We start from the raw sequence: 21,930 nt of genomic DNA on the forward strand, positions 1-21,930 counted from the left end.
CTTAGGACGCTTGCGATTGCAGATAATTTGGCAATCCGATGGCTTTGATCAGATGAAGTTGCTGCTCTAACCAATGGGCGTGGTCTTGCTCGGTGTCTTCAAGCAAGGTCATCAGCATTGCGCGGGTGACATAGTCTTGCTCGGCTTCACAGATGGCAATCACTTTTTTCAATGCCGCAGCCACTTCGTATTCGGTTTGCAAGTCGAATTCGAGCATTTCTTTGACATCTTTGCCCACTCGCAATGGCGTGCGTGCGGCCACATTCGGGATGCCTTCCAGAAATAAAATCCGCGCAATCAATAAAGTGGAATGCCCAATTTCATCCTGGCGCTCATGATCGATGCGCTCGTAAAGTTTGCTATAGCCCCAGTTGTGATACATCTGGCTATGCACGAAATATTGATCTACCGAGGTTAACTCGGCTGCCAGCAATTCTGACAGCCCGGCGAGAACTTTTGCGCTACCTTGCATAATTGGTGCTCCTTGAGTCGGGCGGCTTAATCGCCGAAAGCTTGTGATTGCAGGTAATTGGTCAAGGACATTTCCTTGATCAGTGTTTGCTGAGTTTCCAGCCAATCAACATATTCTTCTTCGTCTTCCAGGATTTCTGCCAGCAAATCGCGGCTGACATAATCTTGGGCGGTTTCACAGGTTTTGATGGCATTGCGTACGCTGCTTAAAAAACCGGTGTAGAGCTGTAAATCACAGCCGAGCATTTCTTGAACATCTTCGCCGATCAATAATTTGCCCAGGTCTTGCAGATTAGGCAGCCCTTCCAAAAACAGCACGCGCTCGATCAATTTATCTGAGCGTTTCATGGCATCGATTGATTCGTGATAAACCTGATCATTCAGGCGTTTAAAGCCCCAGTTCTTGTAAATACGGGCGTGCAGAAAGGTTTGGTTAATTGCGATCAGCTCGTTGGCCAAAATGCCATTAAGCGCTGCAATGACTGTTTTATCGCCTTGCATCGTATTCTCCTGTTGGCTTAGCCAATCTGTGTTGAATAAAAAACGGCCTTATTCAAAGACCGTTATTTTTAAGAAAAGTGTACTCTTTTAGTCGGGAATATCAAGAATAATTTCAGAGCAAGTAATTGAATAGAAATACAAATAAAAACAATTCTTGATACGCCGTCGCATCCAAGTACAAGCCAGACTAATCACATAGGTAGTGTCATAAAAAGCCCGTAAAATAGGATGCACCTTTATGTGGAGTGATTTCGTGTTAGTTAGCCCAGAACAAATTGCCTTTGCCAAGAAACTCGCCGATGCCAGCGCCGCGGTGATTCGTCCCTATTATCGCAGTGGATTGACCATTGATGATAAATCGGATGCCAGCCCCGTCACGCAAGCGGACCGCGAGGCCGAGCTGGCGATGCGCGCACTGATTAATGCGGAACGCCCACAAGACGGCATTATTGGCGAAGAGTTTGGTGCTGAACGCGATGATGCCGACTGGGTGTGGGTGCTTGATCCGGTCGATGGTACCAAGGCTTTTATTACCGGGCGCCCCTTATTTGTGACTTTGATTGGTTTGCTGTATCGCGGCGTACCCGTGCTGGGCGTGGTGAATCAACCGATCGCAAACGAGCGCTGGATCGGGGTCGTGGGCCAAGGTTGCACTTTAAACGACCAAGCAGTGACGGTGAGTCAGATTACCGAACTATCACGCGCGCGCATTGGCACGACTGGGCCACAATATTTTGCCCCTGCTAGTCGTGAGGCATTTATGCAGTTTCAACAAGGTGGCCGCTTTACCGTGTATGGCGGTGATGGCTATCAGTATGCCTTGGTGGCGACTGGTGGGCTCGATGTGGTTATTGAGGAAGGCTTGAAATTACATGATTTTGCTGCGGTGGCGCCAGTGGTGATTGCCGCTGGCGGCATTATGACCGACTGGCAAGGCGAGCCATTAACCCGCACGAGTAGTGGCCGCGTGATTGCTGCAGCTACCCCTGAGGTGTATCAGGCTGCACTCAATATCATGAGCAAGGTTTAAGCATATACCCTGAAGGATCGCAAATGAAACCCCTCATTTCCGCCGAAGAATTAAAAGCAATTTTGCCGCAAGGCAAGGTCGTAGTTGTCGATTGCCGCCATGTATTGGGCAATGCCGAGGCTGATGCTGGCCGCGCTTCGTATTTGGCTGGCCACCTGCCGGGTGCCCGATTTTTGCATTTGGACGAGGATTTATCCGCGCCCAAAACGGGCCGCAATGGTCGCCACCCACTGCCCAATCCAGCCACTTTAGCAACTAAGCTGGGCGGCCTTGGCATCGCGCGCGATACGCATGTGGTGGCATACGATAGCAGCGGCGGCCCATTTGCTGCCAGATTGTGGTGGTTGCTGCGCTGGCTGGGCGCAGAGTGCGTACAAGTGCTGGATGGTGGGTTGGCGGCTTGGCAAGCTGTGGGCGGCGAGTTGCTCAGCGAAATCGCCGCAATTAAGCCGGTGAATTTTGACGTGCAGCTAAACGCTGCTTGCCATGTGAATGCCGACGATGTGCTGGCCAATTTGGAAAATGGTGAATTCCAAGTCGTTGACGCGCGTAGCGCTGAGCGCTTTATCGGCATTGGCGAAACGCTGGATCCGGTTGGAGGGCATATCCCAGAGGCGGCAAATCGGTTTTTTATGCTGAACTTGCAAGATGGCTATTTCAAAGCTGCCGATACTTTGCGTCAAGAGTGGGGGGTATTGCTGGGTGACCTAAGCCCCGCACAGCTTGTGCATCAATGCGGCAGTGGGGTAACGGCCTGCCATAATCTGCTGGCATTAGAAGTAGCGGGTTTATCTGGCGGTCGACTGTATCCGGGCTCGTGGAGCGAATGGTGCAGCGATTCGAGTCGGCCAATAGCCACCACGTGATTGCGTTTGCTGATCAGTCATTTTTCTCTCCGCCCTATATAAAGCGTACTCGCGTTTTTATGTGGGGCTTTTTTGCGTCAGTAGACAAGACGCAAGCCAAATGAATTGTGATGAACCGCGGCGAAGTCGTGACAGCAATGGTGGTAATTTCATGGCTTGGCTCTGCCTAAGAGCTTGCAAAGCTTGATAAAGGGCAGATCTGAGCCGTAAATATCATGCTGCTGCAATAAATATTGATCAGAGCCAAGTGTTTATTGGGGTTTCACAGTATAGAATGCCGCTCCTCTCCTGTTTCGCCAAGGACGCGACATGTCTGCTGCCAATACACTTACCATCACTGATACCTCTGCCAATCCTGCGCCGCTGGGCCTGATGGGCTTTGGGATGACCACCGTTTTGCTCAATTTGCATAACGCGGGTTTGTTTGAACTCAATGCCATGATTTTGGCGATGGGGATTTTCTACGGTGGGATTGCGCAAGTAATCGCTGGGATTTTCGAATCGAAGAAAAATAACACCTTCGGTATGACCGCGTTTACGTCCTACGGCATGTTCTGGCTGACGTTGGTGGCGCTGATTGTGATGCCTCAATTGGGTATTGCTGCCAAAGCCAGTGAACAAGCAATGGCCTGGTATTTACTCGTATGGGGTATTTTCACTGCCTTCCTCTTCATCGGCACTTTGCGGATGAATTTCATTACCCAGTTTATTTTTGGCTCTTTAACGGTACTGTTCTTCCTGCTCGCGATTGGTGACTTTACGGGCAGCGCTGCGATTAAGACTATTGCAGGGGTTGAGGGCATTATCTGTGGCGCATCTGCGATTTATTCCGCGATGGCCCAAGTGCTCAATGAAATCTACGGACGTGAAGTATTGCCGCTCGGTGGCAAAGCGCATTAATTGCCTCTAGTGAGCAATAAAAAAGCCGCACTGGCATTGTGCGGCTTTTTTATTGATAAGTTTCGCTGGCAGAATTAATTGAGTCGATTCCAGTTTTTCGTCGCGTTATTGAAAAAACCTGAATCACGGTAGGCTTTGTCGATCAGGCCTTTTTCACGCAATTTATCCAAGCCCAAGTTCAGCTGCTTCGCCGCCAAAGCGCCGTTCGGATCGCTTTTGCTCACTAGAAAATGTCGACTGCCTTGCAAGCCCACTTTGACGTTTTGCACAGGAACCAGTTTCTTGCCCCCTAGATCCATGGATAAATCAGGCGTGGGTTGAAATGGGGCTAGTAGTACATCGGCGCGTTTTTTGAACAGCATGCCGACCATGGAGTCCCAGCTCTGGGTTTTGAGTAAATTCGAAAACTTCAGGCTTTCCAGTGTCGCGACATCAGGCTTCCAGCTCTCGGCGACCACCGCGGTGAGCTTTTGTAAATCGGGCAAAGTGCGGGTTAGCCGCGCATCCACATTGTCAGCTGTGGTATAGAAGCCCGCTTCAAATTCACCGTTGCGAATCACTGGCTCGGAAATAAAGACTTTATCTGCCAGTGGTTTTAGATCAATTTGCCAAGCGCTATTGCCACCCATTGTGGCGCTACCGGTGGTGATTTCCTTGATGTAGCGGCTGTAAGAGTCACTGCTGTTATCGACTTTAACAATCTTGATTGGCAATTCATTGCCGCCGGCTTTTAGGGCTTGTTGCACCAAGACCAATTCAACGACATCGCGCCGGGAACCAGTACCACCGTAGTTATTTAATGTCAGTGGGTCGCGCTGGCCAATGAATTTTTGGTAATCGTTAAATACATCTTGCTGCGTCAGAATAGTAATTACTTTGTCGCTAGCCATGCCGGGGCTGCTGAGTGCGAGTAGGCTGATGGACAGCGAGGCTGCGAGCTGTTTGAAATGGCGCATCGGAGTTCCCCATGAAAAGTTCGCAATGAAATGATCATGGCAATTTGTAAGCAAAAAGGCAAACGGAGTTTTCCCTAGTGCCATGAACGAGGTTTTTAGCCAACATTTGCGGCCAAATAGAAATTAGCTATCAGGTGGATGAAAACTCTTGATTTGACGCGCTTCGCCCTGATCTTTAGAGTGGAGCAAGTTTTGTCTAAAAACCCACTAGGAGTATGAATATGGCCGTTCTCGTTGCTAAGCAAGCCCCTGACTTTACTGCTGCAGCCGTTCTTGGCTCTGGCGAGATTGTAGACAACTTCAATCTGAAAGCCGCTACTGCTGGCAAATACACTGCGATTTTCTTCTACCCACTCGACTTTACATTCGTTTGCCCTTCAGAGTTGATCGCGTTTGATCACCGTCTGGAAGAGTTCAAAAAACGCAATGTAGAAGTGATTGGCGTATCGATCGACAGCCAATTCACCCACGCTGCATGGCGCAACACCCCAGTTGAAAAAGGTGGTATCGGCCAAGTTGGTTACACTTTGGTCGCTGACGTTAAGCACGAAATTTGCAAAGCCTACGACGTTGAATTGGCTGATGCCGGTGTAGCATTGCGCGGCACCTTCCTGATCGACAAAAACGGCGTGGTACAACACCAAGTGGTGAACAATCTGCCATTGGGTCGTGATATCGACGAATTGTTGCGTGTCGTTGATGCGCTGCAATTTACCGAAGAGCACGGCGAAGTTTGCCCAGCTGGCTGGAACAAAGGCAAAAAAGGTATGAAAGCGGACGCTGCTGGCGTGGCTGATTACCTGGCTAACAACGCGCAAGCGCTGTAATCTTCTGCCAGTGTGCGGCCCACGCAAGGTCGCGTTAGCGCAGTAGTAAGCCCTGCAGCAATGCAGGGCTTTTTTGTATCTATTGGCTTTATAATTGCTTTATTGTGAGTTACGAGAAACTGCATGTCTCAACACGTTATTGCCCCACCACAATCTGGTATTAGCCCACTGAGCTGGTACCGTTCATTAGCCACTCAGACGGGGTTTATTGAGGACCAATCGCAAGCTGCGGCGATTGAAAAACTCGAAAGCTTGTGGCAAGCACTGGTGGTGTTCAAGCAAAAGCGCAATCGCTTGTTTGGCAAAACTTTACTGCCGACACCAGATTTACCACGCGGCTTGTATTTCTGGGGCGGCGTAGGGCGTGGCAAGAGTTTTTTGATGGATGCGTTTTACGCTGGCTTGCCATACAAACGCAAAAAACGCCTGCATTTTCACCACTTTATGCAGGAAGTGCATCGCGAGCTGCGCGCGCAGCAAGGCAGTGATGACCCGCTGGCTAAAGTGGCCGATAAATGGGCCAAAGCCGTGCGTGTGCTGTGTTTTGACGAGTTTCATGTTTCCGACATTGCTGATGCGATGATTCTGGGCCGGCTGATGGAGCAGCTATTTAACCGCGGCGTGGTGTTGGTAACGACATCCAACTATGCGCCCGATGGCCTGTACCCCAACGGCTTGCAGCGCGCTAACTTTCTACCAACGATTGAGCTACTCAAAGCCAAACTCGACGTACTGAACGTCGACGGTGGGCAAGATTTCCGCCTGCGCACGCTCACCGCCGCGCGTACCTATTTGCAACCGCAATCGGCCGAGACCGAGCGCGAAATGGCCGAGCTGTTTGCCAAAATGAGCACTGGTCATGATCAGGATTCACACGTCACCATCGAAGGGCGCAAAGTCAAAGCGCGCCGCCGTGCCGGTGGCGCGATCTGGTTCGACTTTGCCGTGCTGTGTGGCGATGGCCGTGGTCAGGCCGATTATCTGGCCTTGGCGCAGGAATATCACACCATGTTTTTATCGGGCCTGCCTAAGCTCAAACCCGAGCAAAGTAATTTGGCGCGCCGCTTCACGTGGCTGGTCGACGTGTTTTACGACCACCGCGTTAAGCTGATCATCGCGGCTGATGTGCCTGTGGAAGAGGTTTACGTGGAAGGCCTGCAAGCGAGCGAATTTTTCCGCACCGCCAGCCGCATGACCGAAATGCAATCGAAAGAATACCTCGCGCTGGCGCACCAAAGCGTCGAGCAGGCGCAGGCTGGGGTGATTGAGACTTAGCAAGATGTATCACTTTGCGCTGGCAATCCTCCTGCTTTTAAGTTCAATGGCACAAGCTATGCCTTGTGCATCTATTGAAGCTTGTGTTCAGTTAGTGGCAAAAAACTATGTACCAAAAGCCAATGTGCCGAAACGCCTTAGAGCGTGCGAAGTGACTACCTCGCCTGCCTTAGCAGTGGCAGAGCGACAAGAGTACTGGATTGTTTTTTCAACCATCGCTGCTTGTGGCGGCGGATCCAATTTGGCGACTGAAATGTTGCTATTGAAGTCACAGCAAAATCACTTTGATTTGTTGAGCCATATTGCGGTCGGTGGAAAATGGTTGCAGATTGATGACAGCATAGTCATGTTTGTTGAGCCAGATTGGTTCTACGTCCGGCTCGTTGCTTGGCCTCAGTGGGCGGATGCAGCAACGGCTAAGCAAGAAAACCACTACTTTATGCGATACGCTTTGATCAATGGCCAATTGCAGCAGCTTGATCAAAACATTTATCAGCAAGATGGCGGGCAGTTCAAACTGGTCACTGAATACCTTGCGCCATAAACGCAGCTGATCTCTGTCGCAACTTACTTTGTGTTAAGGTTTTGCTTTCACATACAATCAGAGCAAAACCATGGCCAAAGGATATTGGATCGTCCGCCTCGACATAAGTAATCTCGAACCCTTTCAAGCCTACGTCGCCGCCAATGGCGCAGCGCTCGCGCAATACGGTGCCAAGTATCTGGCTAGAGCTGGCCAATATCAGTGCGTAGAGGGCAATACCCGCTCACGCAATACCATTGTCGAATTCCCAACTTACCAAGCCGCACTCGATTGTTACCATTCCGTACCGTATCAAAACGCCAAAGCCCTGCGCGACGGCGCGTGCGAGATTGATTTGGTGATTGTGGAGGGGTACGAGGGGGTACAGCCGGGGTGAGTGTGGCAGCAATCGCTCTAACGCAAACATAAGTAATGTTGCTGATTATTTCGTACCTGATTCTGTGGATTGGAATTACTAGTGATAAATGAGAGGAACTTAAATTGATTCAACGGTCATTTCCACAAATTTTGCGAGATCTTCACAAGCTTGAATTCGATTATGCGGATGGTGAAGGAATCGATTTTGAGCCATATGATGATTTTCTAAGTGTGGCTGAAACCGAGAGCTGGTTTCGTGCATGGACTGGAAGTCCAGATGCATCTGGCGCTGAATTTCTGATTTTTGGCCAAGATGGTACGGGTGGGCTTGCTGCAATTTGGCATATACGGGACAACGAAGACCTACTCTCTCAACCCATTGTATTTTTTGGCTCAGAGGGTGAAATGGGTGTTGTAGCGCAAAATTTCTCTGATTATCTTTGGGTTCTTGCAAGTGGACATGGCCCACTTGAAGCGATTGCTTATCCTGATGACGCTCGCTCAGAGAATCCAGATTTCAAAGCGTTTGCTGAAAGATTTGCCAGTACACCACCGAAAAGGCTCAGCAATATTGTTGAAGTAGCGAAAGCAGAGTTTTCTTTTTTTGAAAAGGGCATCGAGTCATTATGCCGTTAGCAAGGCATAGGAAGCGGTTCGCTTTGGATTCTGAATCAATGATTAGAGTCGCAACTGACGATGACTTGGCCGACGTACTGCGCTTGTACCAAGAGCTGCGCCCGCATGACCCCACGCTGCCCGAAGATTTGGCAATCGAACGTTGGGCGCAGATCATTGCTGATCCAAACACGCAGATTGTCGTGGCCGAGATCGATGGCGTGCTGGCTGCGACGTGTGCTTTGAGTATTAATCGCAGCATCGCCAATGGCGCTAGACCGTTTGGCATCATCGAGCATGTGATCACCGCCAGCGCCTATCGCCGTCGTGGCCTGAGCCGCCAAGTGCTGGAGTTTGCGCTCTCCTTGGCGTGGCAGAAGGATTGCTACAAAGTGATGCTGCTGTCGGGCGAGCAGCTGACCGCCGCGCATTCGGTGTACGAGTCGGTCGGGTTTAAAAGCGGCGTTGAAAAAGGCTTTGTGATTAAGCCGCCGCCAGTGGCATTGTCTGCCCACCATCGCTTGCTGCCCACGTCGGTAGGCACGAACTTTGCTGATTTTAGCGATCTGATTACCCCTCGCGGAGCGACCCATGCGCATTATCATCGACGATCTTTCTCATCCCAAAGTCGCAGACTTACTCAATGAACACTTGGCGGGGATGTACGCTAGCTCGCCAGCCGAGTGCGTGTTTGCACTCGATTTAACTGCGCTGAAAGCGCCGGGAATTACTTTTTTAACAGCGTGGGACGGCGACGAGCTGCTCGCTTGTGGTGCATTCAAGCAGCTCGATGCCCAACATGCGGAAATTAAATCGATGCGTACCGCGCAGGGCTACCTGCGGCGCGGTGCGGCTGGGGCGATTTTGCGCGAGATCGAACGCCAAGCGCGCGAGCGGGGTATTGCGCGGATCAGTCTGGAAACGGGCACGACGCCCGATTTTATTCCCGCGCATCAGTTATATCGGCGCCACGGCTATGCCGAATGCGGCCCGTTTGCTGATTATCGCGAAAATGAATTTAGCTTGTTTATGTGCAAGCGCCTCGATGTGGCAAATTCTGTTTAGTGCAAAGATTGGGTGAATTTGATCTAGATGCAAAGCGCTGCAATCAGCAACGGCAGGTTAGAGCACGCAGTGTATGATGGCTGTTGTCTCATCTGGGCATCATTTGCCGTTTGATGGGATCTGTTTTACCAGAGCCGGCTCGCATTCAAACAGACCGGCCATAACAACAATAGGGATTTTATGAGCAAGCTTGCAGATTCTTCCTCTTCTACACTTTCTGGTCCAGCCTTGGCGCTGCTGTGGTTTGGTGCTGCGGTTTCGCTGGCCGAAATTTTAACCGGTTCTTTTATTGCACCCTTGGGGTTTGAGCAGGGCGTGCTGGCGATTGTATTGGGGCACTTGATCGGGGGCGTGCTGTTTTGGTTAGCTGGCTACATCGGCGCCCAAACCGGTAAATCGGCCATGGAAACAGTCAAGCGCTCATTCGGGCAGCGCGGCAGTATGTTGTTTTCGCTGGCGAATGTGGTGCAACTGGTTGGCTGGACGGCCATTATGGTGGCTTCAGGAGCGGCTGCCGCACAATTTTTGGTGCCGCAACTGGGCACTGCTGCGTGGGCGTTGATTATTGGTGTCTTGATAGCACTGTGGATTGTATTAGAGCTTAAAAATATGTCGCGCTTGCAGTCAGTAACTGCGGTGCTGCTGTTTTTATTGACTATTGTGCTGAGCTTTGTCGTATTCAACGCGCAAGCGGTGCATTTGCCGCCCAACGCCGGGCAGACTCTGGCATTTGGTGCCGCCGTTGAGCTGGCGGTAGCAATGCCATTGTCGTGGCTGCCGCTGGTGAGCGATTACACCCGTTCGGCTAAGCGTGCAGGCTGGGGGACGACTTGGGCTACCGTGGCGTATTTTATTGGCAGTTGCTGGATGTTCATTATCGGCTTGGGTGCTACGCTGTATGCTGGCTCAGGTGATATTGCGGCGATTATGTCGGCGGCGGGTTTAGGCGTTGCGGCAATTTTGATTGTGGTGTTTTCTACGGTAACCACCACCTTTATGGATGCTGCCTCGGCGGGTATTTCGGCTGCCAGTATTAATCCAAAATTGAACGAGCGCTGGGCTGGCATCGTGGCCGTAGTCTTGGGCACTGCGCTGGCTATTTTTGCCCCAGTGAATAATTTTGAAGCTTTTCTGTATCTAATTGGCTCGGTGTTCGCTCCGATGATTGCCATTATGTGTGCCGATTACTTCTTGCTGAAAACAGATGTTACCAGCCAAGCCGTTTGTTGGCGCAATTTGGCTTTGTGGTGCGCTGGTTTTGCCTTGTACCGCTATTCGATGACTTGGGATTTTGTATTGGGTAACACTCTGCCAGTTATGCTTATTGTGGCGGCAAGTAGCTTTGCTATTGGCATCGTTTCGCGCAAATTTCGGCCAGCAGCGCAGGCCGAGGCCGCCTAGATGGGTTTGTCAATCAACGGTTGATTGATTCGCGCAGCTTGAATCTGAAACTTTGAATCTGAAACGGGGGGCTTAGCCCCCTTTTTCATTGGCTGTATTTTCAATCGTGTACTGGGCTGCGGGGAGTTGGCAACTTGCATCTGCAGGGCAATCCGCTGATGATGTTGTATTGGCTTTAACTTATCTTCGCGAGGAAATATGCAGGCTATTGTGACGCTTAATCAACAGCTGGTGCTGGCTGAGCAACCCAAACCGCAGGTGGGTCCGGGGCAATTACTAGTTAAAGTGGCCGCCGCCGGGGTGAATCGAGCTGATCTGGTGCAGGCGCAGGGCAAATATCCGCCGCCGCCGGGTGAATCAGCAATTTTGGGTCTGGAAATTGCCGGCGAGATCGTGGCAGTCGGCGCTGCCGTCGAGCAGTTTCAGATTGGTGACCGAGTCTTTGGCTTGGTTGCGGGTGGTGCATACGCTGAGTATTGCCTGCTGGATCAACATTTATGCTGGTTACAGCCAGATACCCTGAGTAGTGAAGCTGCCGCAAGTTTACCGGAAGCCTGGCTAACGGCGTGGCTGAATTTAATCGAGCTAGGGCAATTAAAGGCTGGGCAGCGAGTGCTGATTCACGCCGGTGCCAGCGGCGTTGGTGCTGCTGCTATTCAATTGGCTAAATCACGCGGCGCTTGGGTTGCTGTGACGACCAGCTCCAGTGAAAAACAGGAATTTTGCCGTGCGCTAGGCGCAGATTTAGTCATCGATTATCGCCAGCAAGATTTTGCTACTGAAGTAAAAGCAGCAGGCGGCGCCGACCTGATTCTGGACACCATCGGTGCAAGTTATCTGGCTGGCAATCAGCGCTGCCTTAATCTGGACGGCACGATGATTGTGATTGGCTTGCTGGGCGGGCTGGAAGCCACGCTGAATTTAGGCGTGTTGCTGATGAAGCGTCAACGTGTACTGGGCTCGACACTACGCAGCTTGCCGTTAGCTCGTAAAGCCGAATTGGCGCGCGCAGTGGCTCAGTATGTATTGCCAAGTTTGGTGAACGGCGAGTTTAAAGTGACGCTAGACCGCAGCTTCCCTTTGGCGCAAGCGCAGGAAGCGCACGAATATCTGGCGCAGAATCGTAATTTGGGCAAAGTGGTGTTGTTTTGTCAGTGAAATGAGTTCAATAAAAAAGCCATGCGTATGCATGGCTTTTTTTATGTGCTTTTACTTAGCGCGTGGCATTTTTGCGCAAAGCAGCAATTTGCCGCTCGAATAAACCACGGCGAATCAGTTCAAGCTGCATAATGCTCTGCAAACGGCGAGCGGTTTGATACAAATAACTACGGGGTTGAGCTTGTTGCATCACTTGCGTGGTTTGTTCCTCGATCGTGATCAACTCAAGTGGCTCTAGCGATTTTGGATTCATCTTGCACTCCAGCTTTGTTTACTTCACGCTGAATTATATGCAGATTTAATAATCATTATCATGTAAGCTGATGTGCGGTGTTTGAGTGGCTAATAGTTTGATTTAATTAGGAAAGTGGTATTTTTGTGTATCACTTTATCGCTGTGGTTTAGCACCAAAACTGACAAATCCAGCGCAAAAAGATGGAGGGAATGCAATGTTTCAAGGCTCTATGCCGCAGCTGATGGCGGCTTACAATCAGTGGCAAAATCAGCAAGTTTATGCGGCCGCAGCACAACTGAGTGCAGAGCAGTTGCAAGCTGAACGGGGGGCTTTTTTTGGCTCGATTCAGCGCACCTTAGACCATATTTTGTGGGGGGATTTAATTTGGTTATCTCGATTTACTGGCGAGAAATTAGTGAGCTCACCTGCAAGTGAGCCATTATTTACTGATTTTGCCCAGTTGCATGAGGCCAGAATCGCCATGGATCAGCGGATATTGCACTGGGCAGATGGGCTAACTTTTGAATGGTTGCAAGAGCCGATTACATGGACAAGCCAAATGTATGGTTTTACCCAAACGATTCCACGCTGGGTACAGGTACAGCATTTGTTTAATCATCAAACGCACCACCGTGGTCAGGTAGGCACGTTGCTGAAACAATTGGGGGTGGATGTTGGCATTACGGATATACCCATGTTGCCGATGCTCAACGAAGTTTGATGCTTGTGCTCGCATGTCGTGATAGTGCCAATTCCTTAATTTAATGCTTTCATTATGCTGTCTATTTGCTCGGCAGCAGTGCTTGCTGGAGTATGCTATCGAGTCGTCGTTAAAGCCTAGTTGGCTGGTATTGGCGTAAAAATGTGCAGCAACCAATTATGCATTTTGGGTGCTGTGTTCTAGGGGCGCTTACCGCAAAACAGACCCGAGGCTAATACCACTCTGCTGGTGCTGTGCAATAAATTTGACATCCTTTTTTGATCTCGGAATGATGGTTTTACATGTTTGATTTTTATAGATAAAACGGGTTTTTATCTTGGCTTTAAATCTAGCATGTAGCGCAATTTGAAAGCCAGTCGTCAGCTGATTGGCCAGCAAACTAAAACCAATAATTCAAGGATGAGACATGCACAAAACCAATAAAATACTGCGCACTGCAGTGCTGGGCTGTTTACTGAGCAGCCAACTGGCTACGCCATTACTGGCCGCCGTTCCTGGCTGGTCTACTAGTAAGATTTCCATGGGCGGGGTGATCAACGGCGGGTCTGAATTGCCGTTATTGCAGCAGCGTCCTGTTGATTCGCTATTCACATATGCCGGTCAAGGCGGCGATGGTGACCGTGAAAGTATTCTCACGACCGACACTAAGGTTGCCAAACTGATGCAGTACATTCGTGGAATGGAAAGCAATCTGTCTGGCCAGACCTTTATGCCGACCATTGTGTTCTATACCGTTGACGGTAGCTCTAGCCATTACACGATTCAGCTCGATTTAAGTAATGACAGTGAAAAACACTATCTGCGCAACCACTATATCAATTTGATTAGCTTGCTCAAGCAATTGCAAGGTTACAAAGATGCCAAGCATCCAGTGCCTGCAACTTTATTACTCAACCCAGATTTTTTGGGTGAGATGCATAAATCCTGCCAGCCAGGCTATTGCCCAACGCCATTTGATTATGCCGTCCCTGTGGCGAGCGGTTTAAGCGAGGCATTTGATTATTTGGGGATTAACAAGGCTGATATTCCAGCTGAATTCATGGCCGGCGGCACGACGCTGCCAAACTACATTCGCTCACTCAATTGGCTGGTGCGTAAATTTGGCCCGGATATTCCCTATGGCTGGCACTACAACGTGTGGGCTGGCGATCAAACTGGGCATGGCTGGCTGCATCAAGCCAGCCAGAATGCTGCACTGATTACGCCACATGCTACAGCGGTGAAAGATTTTTTGCTGCAAATGAAGGTCTACGGCAACCCTGAAACCAATATGAACCCAGACTTTATCGCCTTTGATAAGTGGGAGCGGGACGTTTTCTCCAAAATGGCGCAAAACGGCCTGCAAGGCGGCTATTTATACAATGCGCCGACATATGGCGTGTACACCGAGTACGTTAAGCAAGTATCGCAGCAGTTGGGTAATAAACCCGTGATGCTGTGGCAAATTCCGGGCGGGCATTTGCAGGTCAATGGCGATGTTGATACCCGTGCTGATCATGCTAGCAGCGATGCGACGTACTTCCTTGGCGATGCCAATGTCGACTCGGCGGCGAGCAATCTGCAGGCGTATTACGGCAATCTGGCCATGCCAACCAATAGCTCGTATCTGCTCAATGGAGCCGTGACGGTAAAAGATTTCCTTAAATGTCCAAGCAGCGAAACTGGCTGCTGGCAGACTGGGCATCTGAATCAGCTTAAAGCTGCGAATGTGTTTTCGGTGATTTGGGGTGGTGGGTCAACCACGTCGATCGCAGGAACCGATAACGTTGCCGACGACGGTGGCTGGTTGTGGAGTCGCATTAAAGCATTGGGTCTTAATAATGGTACAGGCAGCAATGCGCCGATTCCTACGCCGGTACCAACAGCCACGCCCGTGGGTGGCAGCAGCTGCAATGCATGGCAAGCAACCTCGGTGTATCAGGCTGGCGCTTGCGTATCTAAAGGCGGCCAGAACTATACGGCCATGTGGTATACCGTTGGCGATGATCCTGCGACCAACTCTGGCCCCGATGGTAGCGGTAAAGTTTGGCGTACTGCAGCCACTACAAATACCACGCCAACACCTAGCCCAGTAGCGACTGCGACACCAACACCGATCGCCACCGCTAGCGCTACGCCGAGTGCAACGCCAGCGCCAACTGTTTCGCCTGCTCCGACAGCGACACCAGTCGTTACGGCGACGCCTAAACCAAGTGTAACGCCAACCGTCGCGCCGACTGCAACGCCAGCAGCTACTGCAACACCAAGTGGTGGTATCACCGCATGCGCAACAGCATGGTCAGCAAGTACTGCATATTCAATCGCCGGTACGATCGTTTCGTATGGCAAACATAACTACCAGTCGAAATGGTGGACTGTGAACGAAAACCCAAGCCAGACCGGGCAGTGGGGTGTATGGGCTGACCTTGGTGCTTGTCAGTAAATCGCTTTAGTTCGTGTTTGATACAGTGCAACCGCCCATTCATTTGGGCGGTTTTTTTATGTCAGTTTGCGCTGATTTGCCAAGCCCAATGGCTTGGGGCACACTGCCTGCACACTCAGTGGAGATGCGCATGCGAGCAAAAAACTCAACTGCGGGCCGCATTGCCCGTATTGGACAAGCATACCAGCGGATCGTGATGTATTTGCAATTGGGGGTGGGCATTCTGCTGCTCGTGGTGGCATATCACACGGGGTTTGAGCGATCCGCTTTACTGATGGCGGGGCAGAGCACTGCTGGGCAAATTGTGCGTTATGTGGCTGTTGCGCCTGTGCGCTCGAGTGAAGCGCCTTGGTTTAAGGCTGTGGTGCAGTTTCGGGTTGCTGATCAGTTAATTGAGTTTACTGATTGGAACAGTCGCGAATACGCGGGTGGAGTGCCTAGTAGCGTAGATATTTTGTATGACCCCCAGCAGCCACAACATGCGATGGTTCAGCGTGGCAATTTACTGGACTGGATGCCGTGGGCTCCAATGGGTGCGCTAGGCGCATTTTTGTTACTGGTGGGTATTGCTACTTATCTGCGTCGATCCATTGCCGTAGAAAATGACGAGGGTATGGCTTTGTGAATATTGCCCTGTAAGGGCTATAGGGCAATACCTGCCCTTGTTGCCTATTTCAATTTATTCCAGTTTGCCAAGGCTTCTTTTTTATTGCTGCCTTGCTGGCTGATTGCGCTGCAATTGCCATTTTTGCCAAATTTACTACATTGCACCCAAAAGCGATTGGAGCCAGCTTTTTGTGGCTCGGCTGGGGCTCCACATTTGGGGCAGGGTTGGGCAGTGGCTGCGGGGAGTTGCTCGCTCATTCGTCGACCTTCATCTTGATGAAACATTCAGATCCACAAGGATAACGCTTTAGCGCTGAAATTTCAGCGCTAAATGCCCTGCGTACGGTTTTCTGGTGGCCCAGGCAGAAAAAAAACCGCCGATTCAGCCAAGCAAATCGGCGGCTAAGTCCCCTGAGTGACTTTTCTTCTTCTAATGTACGGCTTGCAGCATTTCCTCGACGACTTTTTTCGCGTCGCCAAACACCATCATGGTTTTATCCATATAGAACAGATCATTATCCAAACCGGCGTAGCCCGCACTCATCGAGCGTTTCACCACCATCACGGTGCGCGCTTTGTACGCATCCAAAATCGGCATGCCGTAGATCGAGCTATTGGGGTCGTTCTTCGCCGCGGGGTTCACAACGTCATTCGCACCAATCACCAGCACGACATCGGCGCTGGAAAACTCGCTATTGATTTCTTCCATCTCAACGACGCGTTCGTACGGCACTTCAGCTTCAGCCAGCAGTACGTTCATATGGCCAGGCATGCGACCCGCCACGGGGTGAATCGCATACCGTACATCGACACCGCGCTCGGTCAGCAAATCCGTTAGCTCCTGCAAAGCATGTTGCGCGCGCGATACCGCCAAACCATAGCCGGGGATGATGATGACTTTTTCGGCGTTTTCCATCAGGAAAGCCGCGTCATCGGCCGAGCCGGAACGATAGTTTTTCTTGCTACCATCGCTCGCGCCGCCGGCCGCGACTTCAGCGCCGAAACCACCGAGCAGCACTGAAACGATTGAACGGTTCATCGCTTTACACATGATGTAGGACAGAATCGCACCCGAAGCACCCACGCAGGCACCGGCGATAATCAATACTGGATTATCCAGCGTAAAACCGATCCCGGCCGCAGCCCAGCCTGAATACGAGTTCAGCATCGACACCACCACGGGCATATCGGCGCCACCGATCGGGATAATCAACAATACGCCCAGTACCAAGGCAATCGCCAGCATCATGAGGAAAGCAGCTTGGCTGCCGGTGGCGTAATACGTGAATCCCAATCCAACCATCGCCAAGGCTAAAACCAGATTGAGCAAATGCTGGCCGCCAAAATTGACCGCCCGCGCACCAAATTTACCCGATAGCTTGCCGTAGGCAATCACCGAAGCGGTAAAGGTAATTGCACCGATGAATGCACCGATAAACAGCTCAATTTGTTGTGCGCCAGTGTGCGATACACCGGTGTGGAATACGGCCGCAACTGCAATCAACACCGCCGACAAGCCAACCAACGAGTGCATCGCGGCGACCAATTCCGGCATAGCCGTCATCGCGACAGTGCGCGCCTTGTAAGCGCCCACAATCGCGCCGGCAGCCATCGCGCCGACGATCAGCCAGACGACGGGTTTATTGGCAACAAAAAAAGTGGTCGCAACGGCAATCGCCATCCCGACCATGCCATACAGATTGCCGCGCAAAGCGGTTTTGGGGGACGACAGACCACGCAGTGACAGAATAAACAGTACGGCGGCGACGAGGTAAAGCAGGGCTGTGAGGCTAGCCATGATTATTTGCCTCCTTTTTTGGCTTTAAACATATCGAGCATGCGCTGGGTGACTAAAAAGCCGCCGAAAATATTGATACTGGCAAGGAAAATCGCTAGCGCACCCAGTACGCTGGTCAGCGTAATTTGTTGCGCATTGATATCAACGACTTGCAACATCGCGCCAACGACGATAATGCCGGAAATGGCGTTGGTGACCGCCATCAGCGGCGTGTGCAGCGCTGGCGTGACATTCCACACCACGTGGTAACCCACAAAAATCGCCAATACAAAAATCGTCAGGCTGGCAATAAAGGGATCGCTCGACACATGTTCACTAACGGGGAGCTGGGCAACCGCTGAAGCGGCGATAGATAAACTCGACATAATGCTTCCTTAAACGGTTTCAGTAATGGCAGCAGCGGGTGCTGGGACTGGTTCAGCAACCGGTTGTGCGACTGGGCTGGCTGGTGCAGCTTTGGGGGCCGCCGCGCTGCCAAAGTAGATGCTGCCAGCGTGAGTCACGAGCGTAGCTTTGATGATTTCATCTTCCAGTTGCGGCGCGTATTGACCTTCCTTATTGAGCAGCAAGCCTAAGAAAGTCAGTACATTGCGGGCAAACATGCTCGAAGCATCGGTGGCAACCAAGACCGGTACGTTGGCGTGGCCGACGATGGTGACGCTGTTGGCAGATTTCACTACTTCATCGCTACGCGAGAGTGGGCAATTGCCGCCTGCGGCCACGGCTAGGTCGATGATTACGGAGCCTGCTTTCATGGCGGCGACGGTTTCTGGCGTGATTAACACGGGAGCTGGTTTGCCCGGAATCAGTGCGGTGGTGATGATGATGTCGGCACTGGCGGCCTGCTGTGCAATCAACGCACTTTGGCGGGCTTTGTAGTCATCCGACATTTCTTTGGCGTAGCCGCCGGTGTGTTCGAACGCGGCGCGTTCTTCATCGTTTAGCTCAACTTCGATAAATTTCGCACCCAGTGATTCAACCTGCTCGCGCGTAGCGGGGCGTACGTCAAACACTTCGACAATTGCGCCAAGGCGTTTGGCCGTTGCAATTGCCTGCAAGCCCGCAACACCCGCGCCCAAAATCAATACGCGTGCAGGTTTTACCGAGCCGGCTGCGGTCATAAACATTGGCATAAAGCGTGGGAAATACTGTGTAGCGAGTAGCACCGCGCGGTAGCCCGCAATATTGGCCTGACTGGATAAAATATCCATGCTTTGGCCGCGAGTAATACGTGGGATGAGTTCTAGTGCGTAAGTGTCAATTGCTTTCGCAGCCAAGGCGGGTAACGATTCAAAGCGATGAATATTCATCTGCGCAACCAGCGCTGACTTGGGTTTATACAAGTCGATTTCTTGGGTATTGGGCTGGTTTATTTTTAGAATAAGGGCTTCATGGCTATACAGCTGGGTAGTATCAGCTGCAATTTGTGCTCCTGCCTCGATATACAGCGCATCTGACCACGTGGCGGCGAGGCCAGCATTGTGTTCAACCAATACCTGATGGCCTTGCTGACATAATTTTTTTACCGTATCGGGTGACGCGGCAACCCGGGTTTCCCCCGGCTGTATCTCTTTCGGGATCACGATCTGCATCGCTATCTTTCCTTCTGGGCAGGGCAAGAATCAATGTAAGGACTGGGAAGTCAGTACTTGGGCCACCAGAGCTGCGTGATTAGCATCTTCATAAATAAGCTGAATGACGCGGCTTAGGTCGGCTCTGCAAGCCTTTTGGTGCACTTCGCACAGTGCAATCATTTAGCCCGATCTAGCCTGAGCGCTGTTTGATGCAGGACAAGTCAGGGAAAAACCTTAGCTAAACTTTTTGTTTTGCCGCAAGAATTTGTTTGCCATCAAATCTTCATACAATGGTATTGATAATAATTCGCATTTGCATGATAATCATTCTCATCTTATTTAAAGCTTACAAGGTGGCGGTAATGAATGCGTATTTGGTTGGGGCAGATGTATTAGGCAATATTCCGCAAGTGCTGGCTCAGCATGGGATATCGGTACAAAAACACGTGAGTGGACGCAATGTGGCCCATCAGCGTAAACCGCCTAGTCTTAATGGTGCTGATTTGTTGATCTTGTTTACCGATTTTTTGAGCCACAACGTGATGAAGGCTTATCGGGAATTGGCTAATGAAGAAAATGTCCGCTTTGTCGCATGTCGCCGCTCGGTCTGTGCCTTGAGCCAAAGCTTAGAAAAGCTCAATGAAGTGCGCGATTGTACTGAATGCCCTAAACGGAAAAAGTGTCGATGAACTCCCTATGTAGCGAGTATGTCTCATGCTACAAATCCGACACTTGGGCATAAATATTCGTCTATTTTTCAGGCTTGATTTACCCTTCTCTACGAAGTTTTAATTACGATGGAGCGGATGGTCAAAATGAAAAAATTACTATTACCATTGCTGCTGGCTTCTGCATTTGCGCACGCAGAAACCGTAGTGTTCGAGGATGATTTCAATACCGATTTGAGCAAATGGGTAGGTCAGGGGGGGAAGCTACATCGAAGATGAATACATCGATCGAAGTAGACCCACTGAACCCAGAGAACAAAGCTGCGCGTTTTAACAAGCCAGTCAATATTGGCGACATCTTTAGCCAAACCAAATTTCCTGCCGGCAAATACAAAATTGTTTTTGACTACCTAGGCATGTGCGGCGGCAATTGCGGTGGCACCTTGGGGATTGATGAAGGTACGCCTGGCCGCAAGGAATACTGGATTGCCAGTACTGCGAATGGTTTCCCAAATCGCTTGAAAGACAGCAAAAAATGGGAACACTATGAGCTGGAGTTTAAAGCTCGCTTTGATTTTCACATCAAGTGGGAACAGTGGGATTCAGCTAAAGGCGAGGGTAAAGACGCCTTTATCGATAACCTAAAACTGGTTAGTTTGGAAGCGGCACAACCTGAAGATGCGAAGGCTGCAGTGGTTGCTCCTGTGTTGGGCGGTGCTCCAGCGCCAACTACGCCACAATCTGTGATGTACTTTACCGCATGGGGTAAAGGCCAAGGTTATTACGTCAAAAATCTGGATACCAGTGGTGCCGCAGGCAAAATCACGGTACTTGAGTATGCGTTTGGTAACGTCAAAGACAATCGCTGCGTGGTTGGGGTTGATAAAGCCGGTGTTGGCGCTGCCAGCGATGATTACTGGAACCCAGTACCTAAAGAGCACACTCTGGATGGCCAAGAAGATAAAGGTGACAACGGCTTGTATGGTCACTGGAATCAACTGAAACAGCTAAAGAAAAAATATCCAAATCTGAAAGTAGTGATCAGCTTGGGTGGCTGGACGTGGTCTAAATACTTCTCTGATGCGGCATTACCTGCTAATCGCGAAGCTTTTGTGAAGTCTTGCGTAGATGCCTACATCAAAGGCAATGTGCCAGATCAATCAGGCAAAGTCGTGCCTGGTATGGCTGCGGGCGTGTTCGATGGTTTTGATATCGACTGGGAATATCCAGCCTCAGCAGGTAATGATGGCAATATCGTCCGCCCTGAAGACACGCAAAACTTTACTGCACTGCTGGCTGAATTCCGTAAACAGATCGACGCAGTGAAGCCGGGCCTCTTGCTGACGATTGCAGCTCCAGCTCCTGCGAGCAAATCGGAAAAAATCGAACTGGATAAGATTGCGCCATCGCTGAACTGGATCAATCTGATGACCTACGATTTTACCGGCCCATGGTCGGCGACAACCGGTCACCATGCCACTTTGATTGGCGGAGCCAAAGATCGCGTATCAGTAGATAGTACCGTTGATGATTACCTAGGTCGTGGCGTGCCATCGAGCAAGATTGTCTTAGGTGTACCATTCTATGGTTACGGTTGGACAGTCAACAGCATGGAAAATAATGGTCTGTATCAACCCGCCATTGCAAAAGCTAAAGGCCCTCTTGAAGCAGGTACAGCACCGTACTCTTACATCAAAAAACTACCAGGTACCGTGTATCGTGATGATAAAACGCGCGCTGCTTGGAAAGTGAATGGCAAAGACGTATGGGTGTTCGATGATGTGCAATTGCTGAAAGATAAAATCGAATTTGCCAAGAAGAAAAAACTCGGCGGTATTATGGCTTGGGAGCTGTCGCAAGACACACCTGATGCCGAGTTGGTTGATACGATTTACAACGGGCTGATCAAAAAATAATCTGACCTGCCCATAACAAAAAGC

General features: G+C 50.6%; 26 protein-coding genes. 18 read left to right on the plus strand and 8 right to left on the minus strand.

Annotation, left to right across the window (positions count from 1 at the left end):
• Nucleotide 1 precedes the first annotated feature (1 nt).
• Complete coding sequence (gene bfr / locus HZU75_RS13285; protein ID WP_180306499.1) at nt 2-472, minus strand: bacterioferritin; 471 nt, start codon at nt 470-472, stop codon at nt 2-4.
• Between the two features lie 26 nt (nt 473-498).
• Nucleotides 499-972: a bacterioferritin gene (gene bfr / locus HZU75_RS13290; RefSeq protein WP_180306500.1), complete on the minus strand. Its 474-nt coding sequence runs from the start codon at nt 970-972 to the stop codon at nt 499-501.
• A 238-nt stretch (nt 973-1,210) separates the two neighbouring features.
• Between bfr (HZU75_RS13290) and hisN the strand changes: the two genes are divergently transcribed.
• The 3 genes from hisN (at nt 1,211) to HZU75_RS13305 (ending at nt 3,768) form a co-directional block, all read left to right on the plus strand.
• Nucleotides 1,211-2,002, plus strand: a complete 792-nt coding sequence (gene hisN / locus HZU75_RS13295; RefSeq protein ID WP_180306501.1) for a histidinol-phosphatase — start codon at nt 1,211-1,213, stop codon at nt 2,000-2,002.
• Between the two features lie 23 nt (nt 2,003-2,025).
• Nucleotides 2,026-2,868 carry a sulfurtransferase gene (locus tag HZU75_RS13300; RefSeq protein ID WP_180306502.1) on the plus strand — a complete coding sequence of 281 codons (843 nt, stop codon included), beginning with the start codon at nt 2,026-2,028 and terminating at the stop codon, nt 2,866-2,868.
• A 309-nt stretch (nt 2,869-3,177) separates the two neighbouring features.
• Nucleotides 3,178-3,768 (plus strand): acetate uptake transporter, encoded by a 591-nt coding sequence (locus HZU75_RS13305; RefSeq protein WP_180306503.1) that lies wholly within the window; start codon nt 3,178-3,180, stop codon nt 3,766-3,768.
• A gap of 74 nt (nt 3,769-3,842) precedes the next feature.
• On the opposite strand, the gene HZU75_RS13310 is transcribed toward HZU75_RS13305, so the two are convergent.
• Nucleotides 3,843-4,724, minus strand: a complete 882-nt coding sequence (locus HZU75_RS13310; RefSeq protein WP_180306504.1) for a hypothetical protein — start codon at nt 4,722-4,724, stop codon at nt 3,843-3,845.
• Nucleotides 4,725-4,945: 221 nt separating this feature from the next.
• Here HZU75_RS13310 and HZU75_RS13315 point away from each other — a divergent pair, with 221 nt between their 5' ends.
• The 9 genes from HZU75_RS13315 to HZU75_RS13355 all read left to right on the plus strand — a co-directional run bounded on the left by HZU75_RS13315 (nt 4,946) and on the right by HZU75_RS13355 (nt 11,966).
• A complete protein-coding gene (locus HZU75_RS13315; RefSeq protein ID WP_180306505.1) occupies nt 4,946-5,551 on the plus strand; it encodes a peroxiredoxin in 606 nt (201 codons plus the stop codon).
• 123 nt (nt 5,552-5,674) lie between these two features.
• A complete protein-coding gene (zapE, locus tag HZU75_RS13320; RefSeq protein ID WP_180306506.1) occupies nt 5,675-6,826 on the plus strand; it encodes a cell division protein ZapE in 1,152 nt (383 codons plus the stop codon).
• A 58-nt stretch (nt 6,827-6,884) separates the two neighbouring features.
• Entirely contained in the window at nt 6,885-7,370 is a 486-nt protein-coding gene (locus tag HZU75_RS13325) for a hypothetical protein (protein ID WP_180306507.1), read from the plus strand.
• A 70-nt stretch (nt 7,371-7,440) separates the two neighbouring features.
• On the plus strand, nt 7,441-7,746 hold the full coding sequence (locus tag HZU75_RS13330; RefSeq protein ID WP_180306508.1) for a DUF1330 domain-containing protein: 306 nt from the start codon (nt 7,441-7,443) through the stop codon (nt 7,744-7,746).
• Nucleotides 7,747-7,850: 104 nt separating this feature from the next.
• Nucleotides 7,851-8,363 carry an SMI1/KNR4 family protein gene (locus HZU75_RS13335; protein ID WP_228028061.1) on the plus strand — a complete coding sequence of 171 codons (513 nt, stop codon included), beginning with the start codon at nt 7,851-7,853 and terminating at the stop codon, nt 8,361-8,363.
• Between the two features lie 38 nt (nt 8,364-8,401).
• Nucleotides 8,402-8,989, plus strand: coding sequence for a GNAT family N-acetyltransferase (locus HZU75_RS13340; protein ID WP_180306509.1), 588 nt, complete (start codon nt 8,402-8,404; stop codon nt 8,987-8,989).
• Nucleotides 8,934-9,407: a GNAT family N-acetyltransferase gene (locus tag HZU75_RS13345; protein WP_180306510.1), complete on the plus strand. Its 474-nt coding sequence runs from the start codon at nt 8,934-8,936 to the stop codon at nt 9,405-9,407. Before HZU75_RS13340 ends, HZU75_RS13345 begins: the two co-directional genes overlap by 56 nt.
• A gap of 180 nt (nt 9,408-9,587) precedes the next feature.
• The gene (cytX, locus tag HZU75_RS13350) at nt 9,588-10,808 is read left to right on the plus strand and encodes a putative hydroxymethylpyrimidine transporter CytX (RefSeq protein ID WP_180306511.1); all 1,221 of its coding nucleotides are present in this window, start codon (nt 9,588-9,590) and stop codon (nt 10,806-10,808) included.
• A gap of 210 nt (nt 10,809-11,018) precedes the next feature.
• Complete coding sequence (locus HZU75_RS13355) at nt 11,019-11,966, plus strand: NAD(P)H-quinone oxidoreductase (RefSeq protein ID WP_228028062.1); 948 nt, start codon at nt 11,019-11,021, stop codon at nt 11,964-11,966.
• 55 nt (nt 11,967-12,021) lie between these two features.
• Here the strand turns inward: HZU75_RS13355 and HZU75_RS13360 are convergent, their stop codons facing one another.
• Nucleotides 12,022-12,219 (minus strand): hypothetical protein, encoded by a 198-nt coding sequence (locus HZU75_RS13360; RefSeq protein WP_180306513.1) that lies wholly within the window; start codon nt 12,217-12,219, stop codon nt 12,022-12,024.
• A gap of 196 nt (nt 12,220-12,415) precedes the next feature.
• Between HZU75_RS13360 and HZU75_RS13365 the strand changes: the two genes are divergently transcribed.
• The 3 genes from HZU75_RS13365 to HZU75_RS13375 all read left to right on the plus strand — a co-directional run bounded on the left by HZU75_RS13365 (nt 12,416) and on the right by HZU75_RS13375 (nt 15,969).
• Nucleotides 12,416-12,922 carry a DinB family protein gene (locus HZU75_RS13365; protein ID WP_180306514.1) on the plus strand — a complete coding sequence of 169 codons (507 nt, stop codon included), beginning with the start codon at nt 12,416-12,418 and terminating at the stop codon, nt 12,920-12,922.
• A 406-nt stretch (nt 12,923-13,328) separates the two neighbouring features.
• Nucleotides 13,329-15,344 (plus strand): hypothetical protein, encoded by a 2,016-nt coding sequence (locus HZU75_RS13370; protein ID WP_180306515.1) that lies wholly within the window; start codon nt 13,329-13,331, stop codon nt 15,342-15,344.
• Between the two features lie 130 nt (nt 15,345-15,474).
• Complete coding sequence (locus tag HZU75_RS13375) at nt 15,475-15,969, plus strand: DUF3592 domain-containing protein (RefSeq protein WP_180306516.1); 495 nt, start codon at nt 15,475-15,477, stop codon at nt 15,967-15,969.
• A 44-nt stretch (nt 15,970-16,013) separates the two neighbouring features.
• Here the strand turns inward: HZU75_RS13375 and HZU75_RS13380 are convergent, their stop codons facing one another.
• The 4 genes from HZU75_RS13380 to HZU75_RS13395 form a co-directional block, all read right to left on the minus strand.
• Entirely contained in the window at nt 16,014-16,235 is a 222-nt protein-coding gene (locus tag HZU75_RS13380) for a Lar family restriction alleviation protein (RefSeq protein ID WP_228028063.1), read from the minus strand.
• A 145-nt stretch (nt 16,236-16,380) separates the two neighbouring features.
• Nucleotides 16,381-17,748, minus strand: a complete 1,368-nt coding sequence (locus HZU75_RS13385; protein WP_180306517.1) for an NAD(P)(+) transhydrogenase (Re/Si-specific) subunit beta — start codon at nt 17,746-17,748, stop codon at nt 16,381-16,383.
• A 2-nt stretch (nt 17,749-17,750) separates the two neighbouring features.
• Nucleotides 17,751-18,113 (minus strand): proton-translocating transhydrogenase family protein, encoded by a 363-nt coding sequence (locus tag HZU75_RS13390; protein ID WP_180306518.1) that lies wholly within the window; start codon nt 18,111-18,113, stop codon nt 17,751-17,753.
• Between the two features lie 9 nt (nt 18,114-18,122).
• On the minus strand, nt 18,123-19,340 hold the full coding sequence (locus HZU75_RS13395) for a Re/Si-specific NAD(P)(+) transhydrogenase subunit alpha (protein WP_180306519.1): 1,218 nt from the start codon (nt 19,338-19,340) through the stop codon (nt 18,123-18,125).
• Nucleotides 19,341-19,684: 344 nt separating this feature from the next.
• On the opposite strand from HZU75_RS13395, the gene HZU75_RS13400 reads away from it, so the two are divergent.
• The 3 genes from HZU75_RS13400 to HZU75_RS13405 all read left to right on the plus strand — a co-directional run bounded on the left by HZU75_RS13400 (nt 19,685) and on the right by HZU75_RS13405 (nt 21,906).
• Nucleotides 19,685-20,011 carry a DUF2325 domain-containing protein gene (locus tag HZU75_RS13400; RefSeq protein WP_180306520.1) on the plus strand — a complete coding sequence of 109 codons (327 nt, stop codon included), beginning with the start codon at nt 19,685-19,687 and terminating at the stop codon, nt 20,009-20,011.
• Between the two features lie 126 nt (nt 20,012-20,137).
• A complete protein-coding gene (locus tag HZU75_RS17575; RefSeq protein WP_265575730.1) occupies nt 20,138-20,269 on the plus strand; it encodes a hypothetical protein in 132 nt (43 codons plus the stop codon).
• The gene (locus tag HZU75_RS13405) at nt 20,266-21,906 is read left to right on the plus strand and encodes a glycoside hydrolase family 18 protein (protein WP_180306521.1); all 1,641 of its coding nucleotides are present in this window, start codon (nt 20,266-20,268) and stop codon (nt 21,904-21,906) included. Before HZU75_RS17575 ends, HZU75_RS13405 begins: the two co-directional genes overlap by 4 nt.
• Nucleotides 21,907-21,930 lie beyond the last annotated feature (24 nt).

The sequence above is a fragment of the Chitinibacter fontanus genome (genome assembly GCF_013423785.1).
Lineage (GTDB): Bacteria > Pseudomonadota > Gammaproteobacteria > Burkholderiales > Chitinibacteraceae > Chitinibacter > Chitinibacter fontanus.

Bases quoted from the DNA above. Each gene is read 5' to 3' on its own strand.
- bfr (WP_180306499.1), bottom strand. From the start codon at position 472: ATGCAAGGTAGCGCAAAAGTTCTCGCCGGGCTGTCAGAATTGCTGGCA.
- bfr (WP_180306500.1), bottom strand. From the start codon at position 972: ATGCAAGGCGATAAAACAGTCATTGCAGCGCTTAATGGCATTTTGGCC.
- hisN (WP_180306501.1), top strand. From the start codon at position 1,211: ATGTGGAGTGATTTCGTGTTAGTTAGCCCAGAACAAATTGCCTTTGCC.
- HZU75_RS13300 (WP_180306502.1), top strand. From the start codon at position 2,026: ATGAAACCCCTCATTTCCGCCGAAGAATTAAAAGCAATTTTGCCGCAA.
- HZU75_RS13305 (WP_180306503.1), top strand. From the start codon at position 3,178: ATGTCTGCTGCCAATACACTTACCATCACTGATACCTCTGCCAATCCT.
- HZU75_RS13310 (WP_180306504.1), bottom strand. From the start codon at position 4,724: ATGCGCCATTTCAAACAGCTCGCAGCCTCGCTGTCCATCAGCCTACTC.
- HZU75_RS13315 (WP_180306505.1), top strand. From the start codon at position 4,946: ATGGCCGTTCTCGTTGCTAAGCAAGCCCCTGACTTTACTGCTGCAGCC.
- zapE (WP_180306506.1), top strand. From the start codon at position 5,675: ATGTCTCAACACGTTATTGCCCCACCACAATCTGGTATTAGCCCACTG.
- HZU75_RS13325 (WP_180306507.1), top strand. From the start codon at position 6,885: ATGCCTTGTGCATCTATTGAAGCTTGTGTTCAGTTAGTGGCAAAAAAC.
- HZU75_RS13330 (WP_180306508.1), top strand. From the start codon at position 7,441: ATGGCCAAAGGATATTGGATCGTCCGCCTCGACATAAGTAATCTCGAA.
- HZU75_RS13340 (WP_180306509.1), top strand. From the start codon at position 8,402: ATGATTAGAGTCGCAACTGACGATGACTTGGCCGACGTACTGCGCTTG.
- HZU75_RS13345 (WP_180306510.1), top strand. From the start codon at position 8,934: ATGCGCATTATCATCGACGATCTTTCTCATCCCAAAGTCGCAGACTTA.
- cytX (WP_180306511.1), top strand. From the start codon at position 9,588: ATGAGCAAGCTTGCAGATTCTTCCTCTTCTACACTTTCTGGTCCAGCC.
- HZU75_RS13360 (WP_180306513.1), bottom strand. From the start codon at position 12,219: ATGAATCCAAAATCGCTAGAGCCACTTGAGTTGATCACGATCGAGGAA.
- HZU75_RS13365 (WP_180306514.1), top strand. From the start codon at position 12,416: ATGTTTCAAGGCTCTATGCCGCAGCTGATGGCGGCTTACAATCAGTGG.
- HZU75_RS13370 (WP_180306515.1), top strand. From the start codon at position 13,329: ATGCACAAAACCAATAAAATACTGCGCACTGCAGTGCTGGGCTGTTTA.
- HZU75_RS13375 (WP_180306516.1), top strand. From the start codon at position 15,475: ATGCGAGCAAAAAACTCAACTGCGGGCCGCATTGCCCGTATTGGACAA.
- HZU75_RS13380 (WP_228028063.1), bottom strand. From the start codon at position 16,235: ATGTTTCATCAAGATGAAGGTCGACGAATGAGCGAGCAACTCCCCGCA.
- HZU75_RS13385 (WP_180306517.1), bottom strand. From the start codon at position 17,748: ATGGCTAGCCTCACAGCCCTGCTTTACCTCGTCGCCGCCGTACTGTTT.
- HZU75_RS13390 (WP_180306518.1), bottom strand. From the start codon at position 18,113: ATGTCGAGTTTATCTATCGCCGCTTCAGCGGTTGCCCAGCTCCCCGTT.
- HZU75_RS13395 (WP_180306519.1), bottom strand. From the start codon at position 19,340: ATGCAGATCGTGATCCCGAAAGAGATACAGCCGGGGGAAACCCGGGTT.
- HZU75_RS13400 (WP_180306520.1), top strand. From the start codon at position 19,685: ATGAATGCGTATTTGGTTGGGGCAGATGTATTAGGCAATATTCCGCAA.
- HZU75_RS17575 (WP_265575730.1), top strand. From the start codon at position 20,138: ATGAAAAAATTACTATTACCATTGCTGCTGGCTTCTGCATTTGCGCAC.
- HZU75_RS13405 (WP_180306521.1), top strand. From the start codon at position 20,266: ATGAATACATCGATCGAAGTAGACCCACTGAACCCAGAGAACAAAGCT.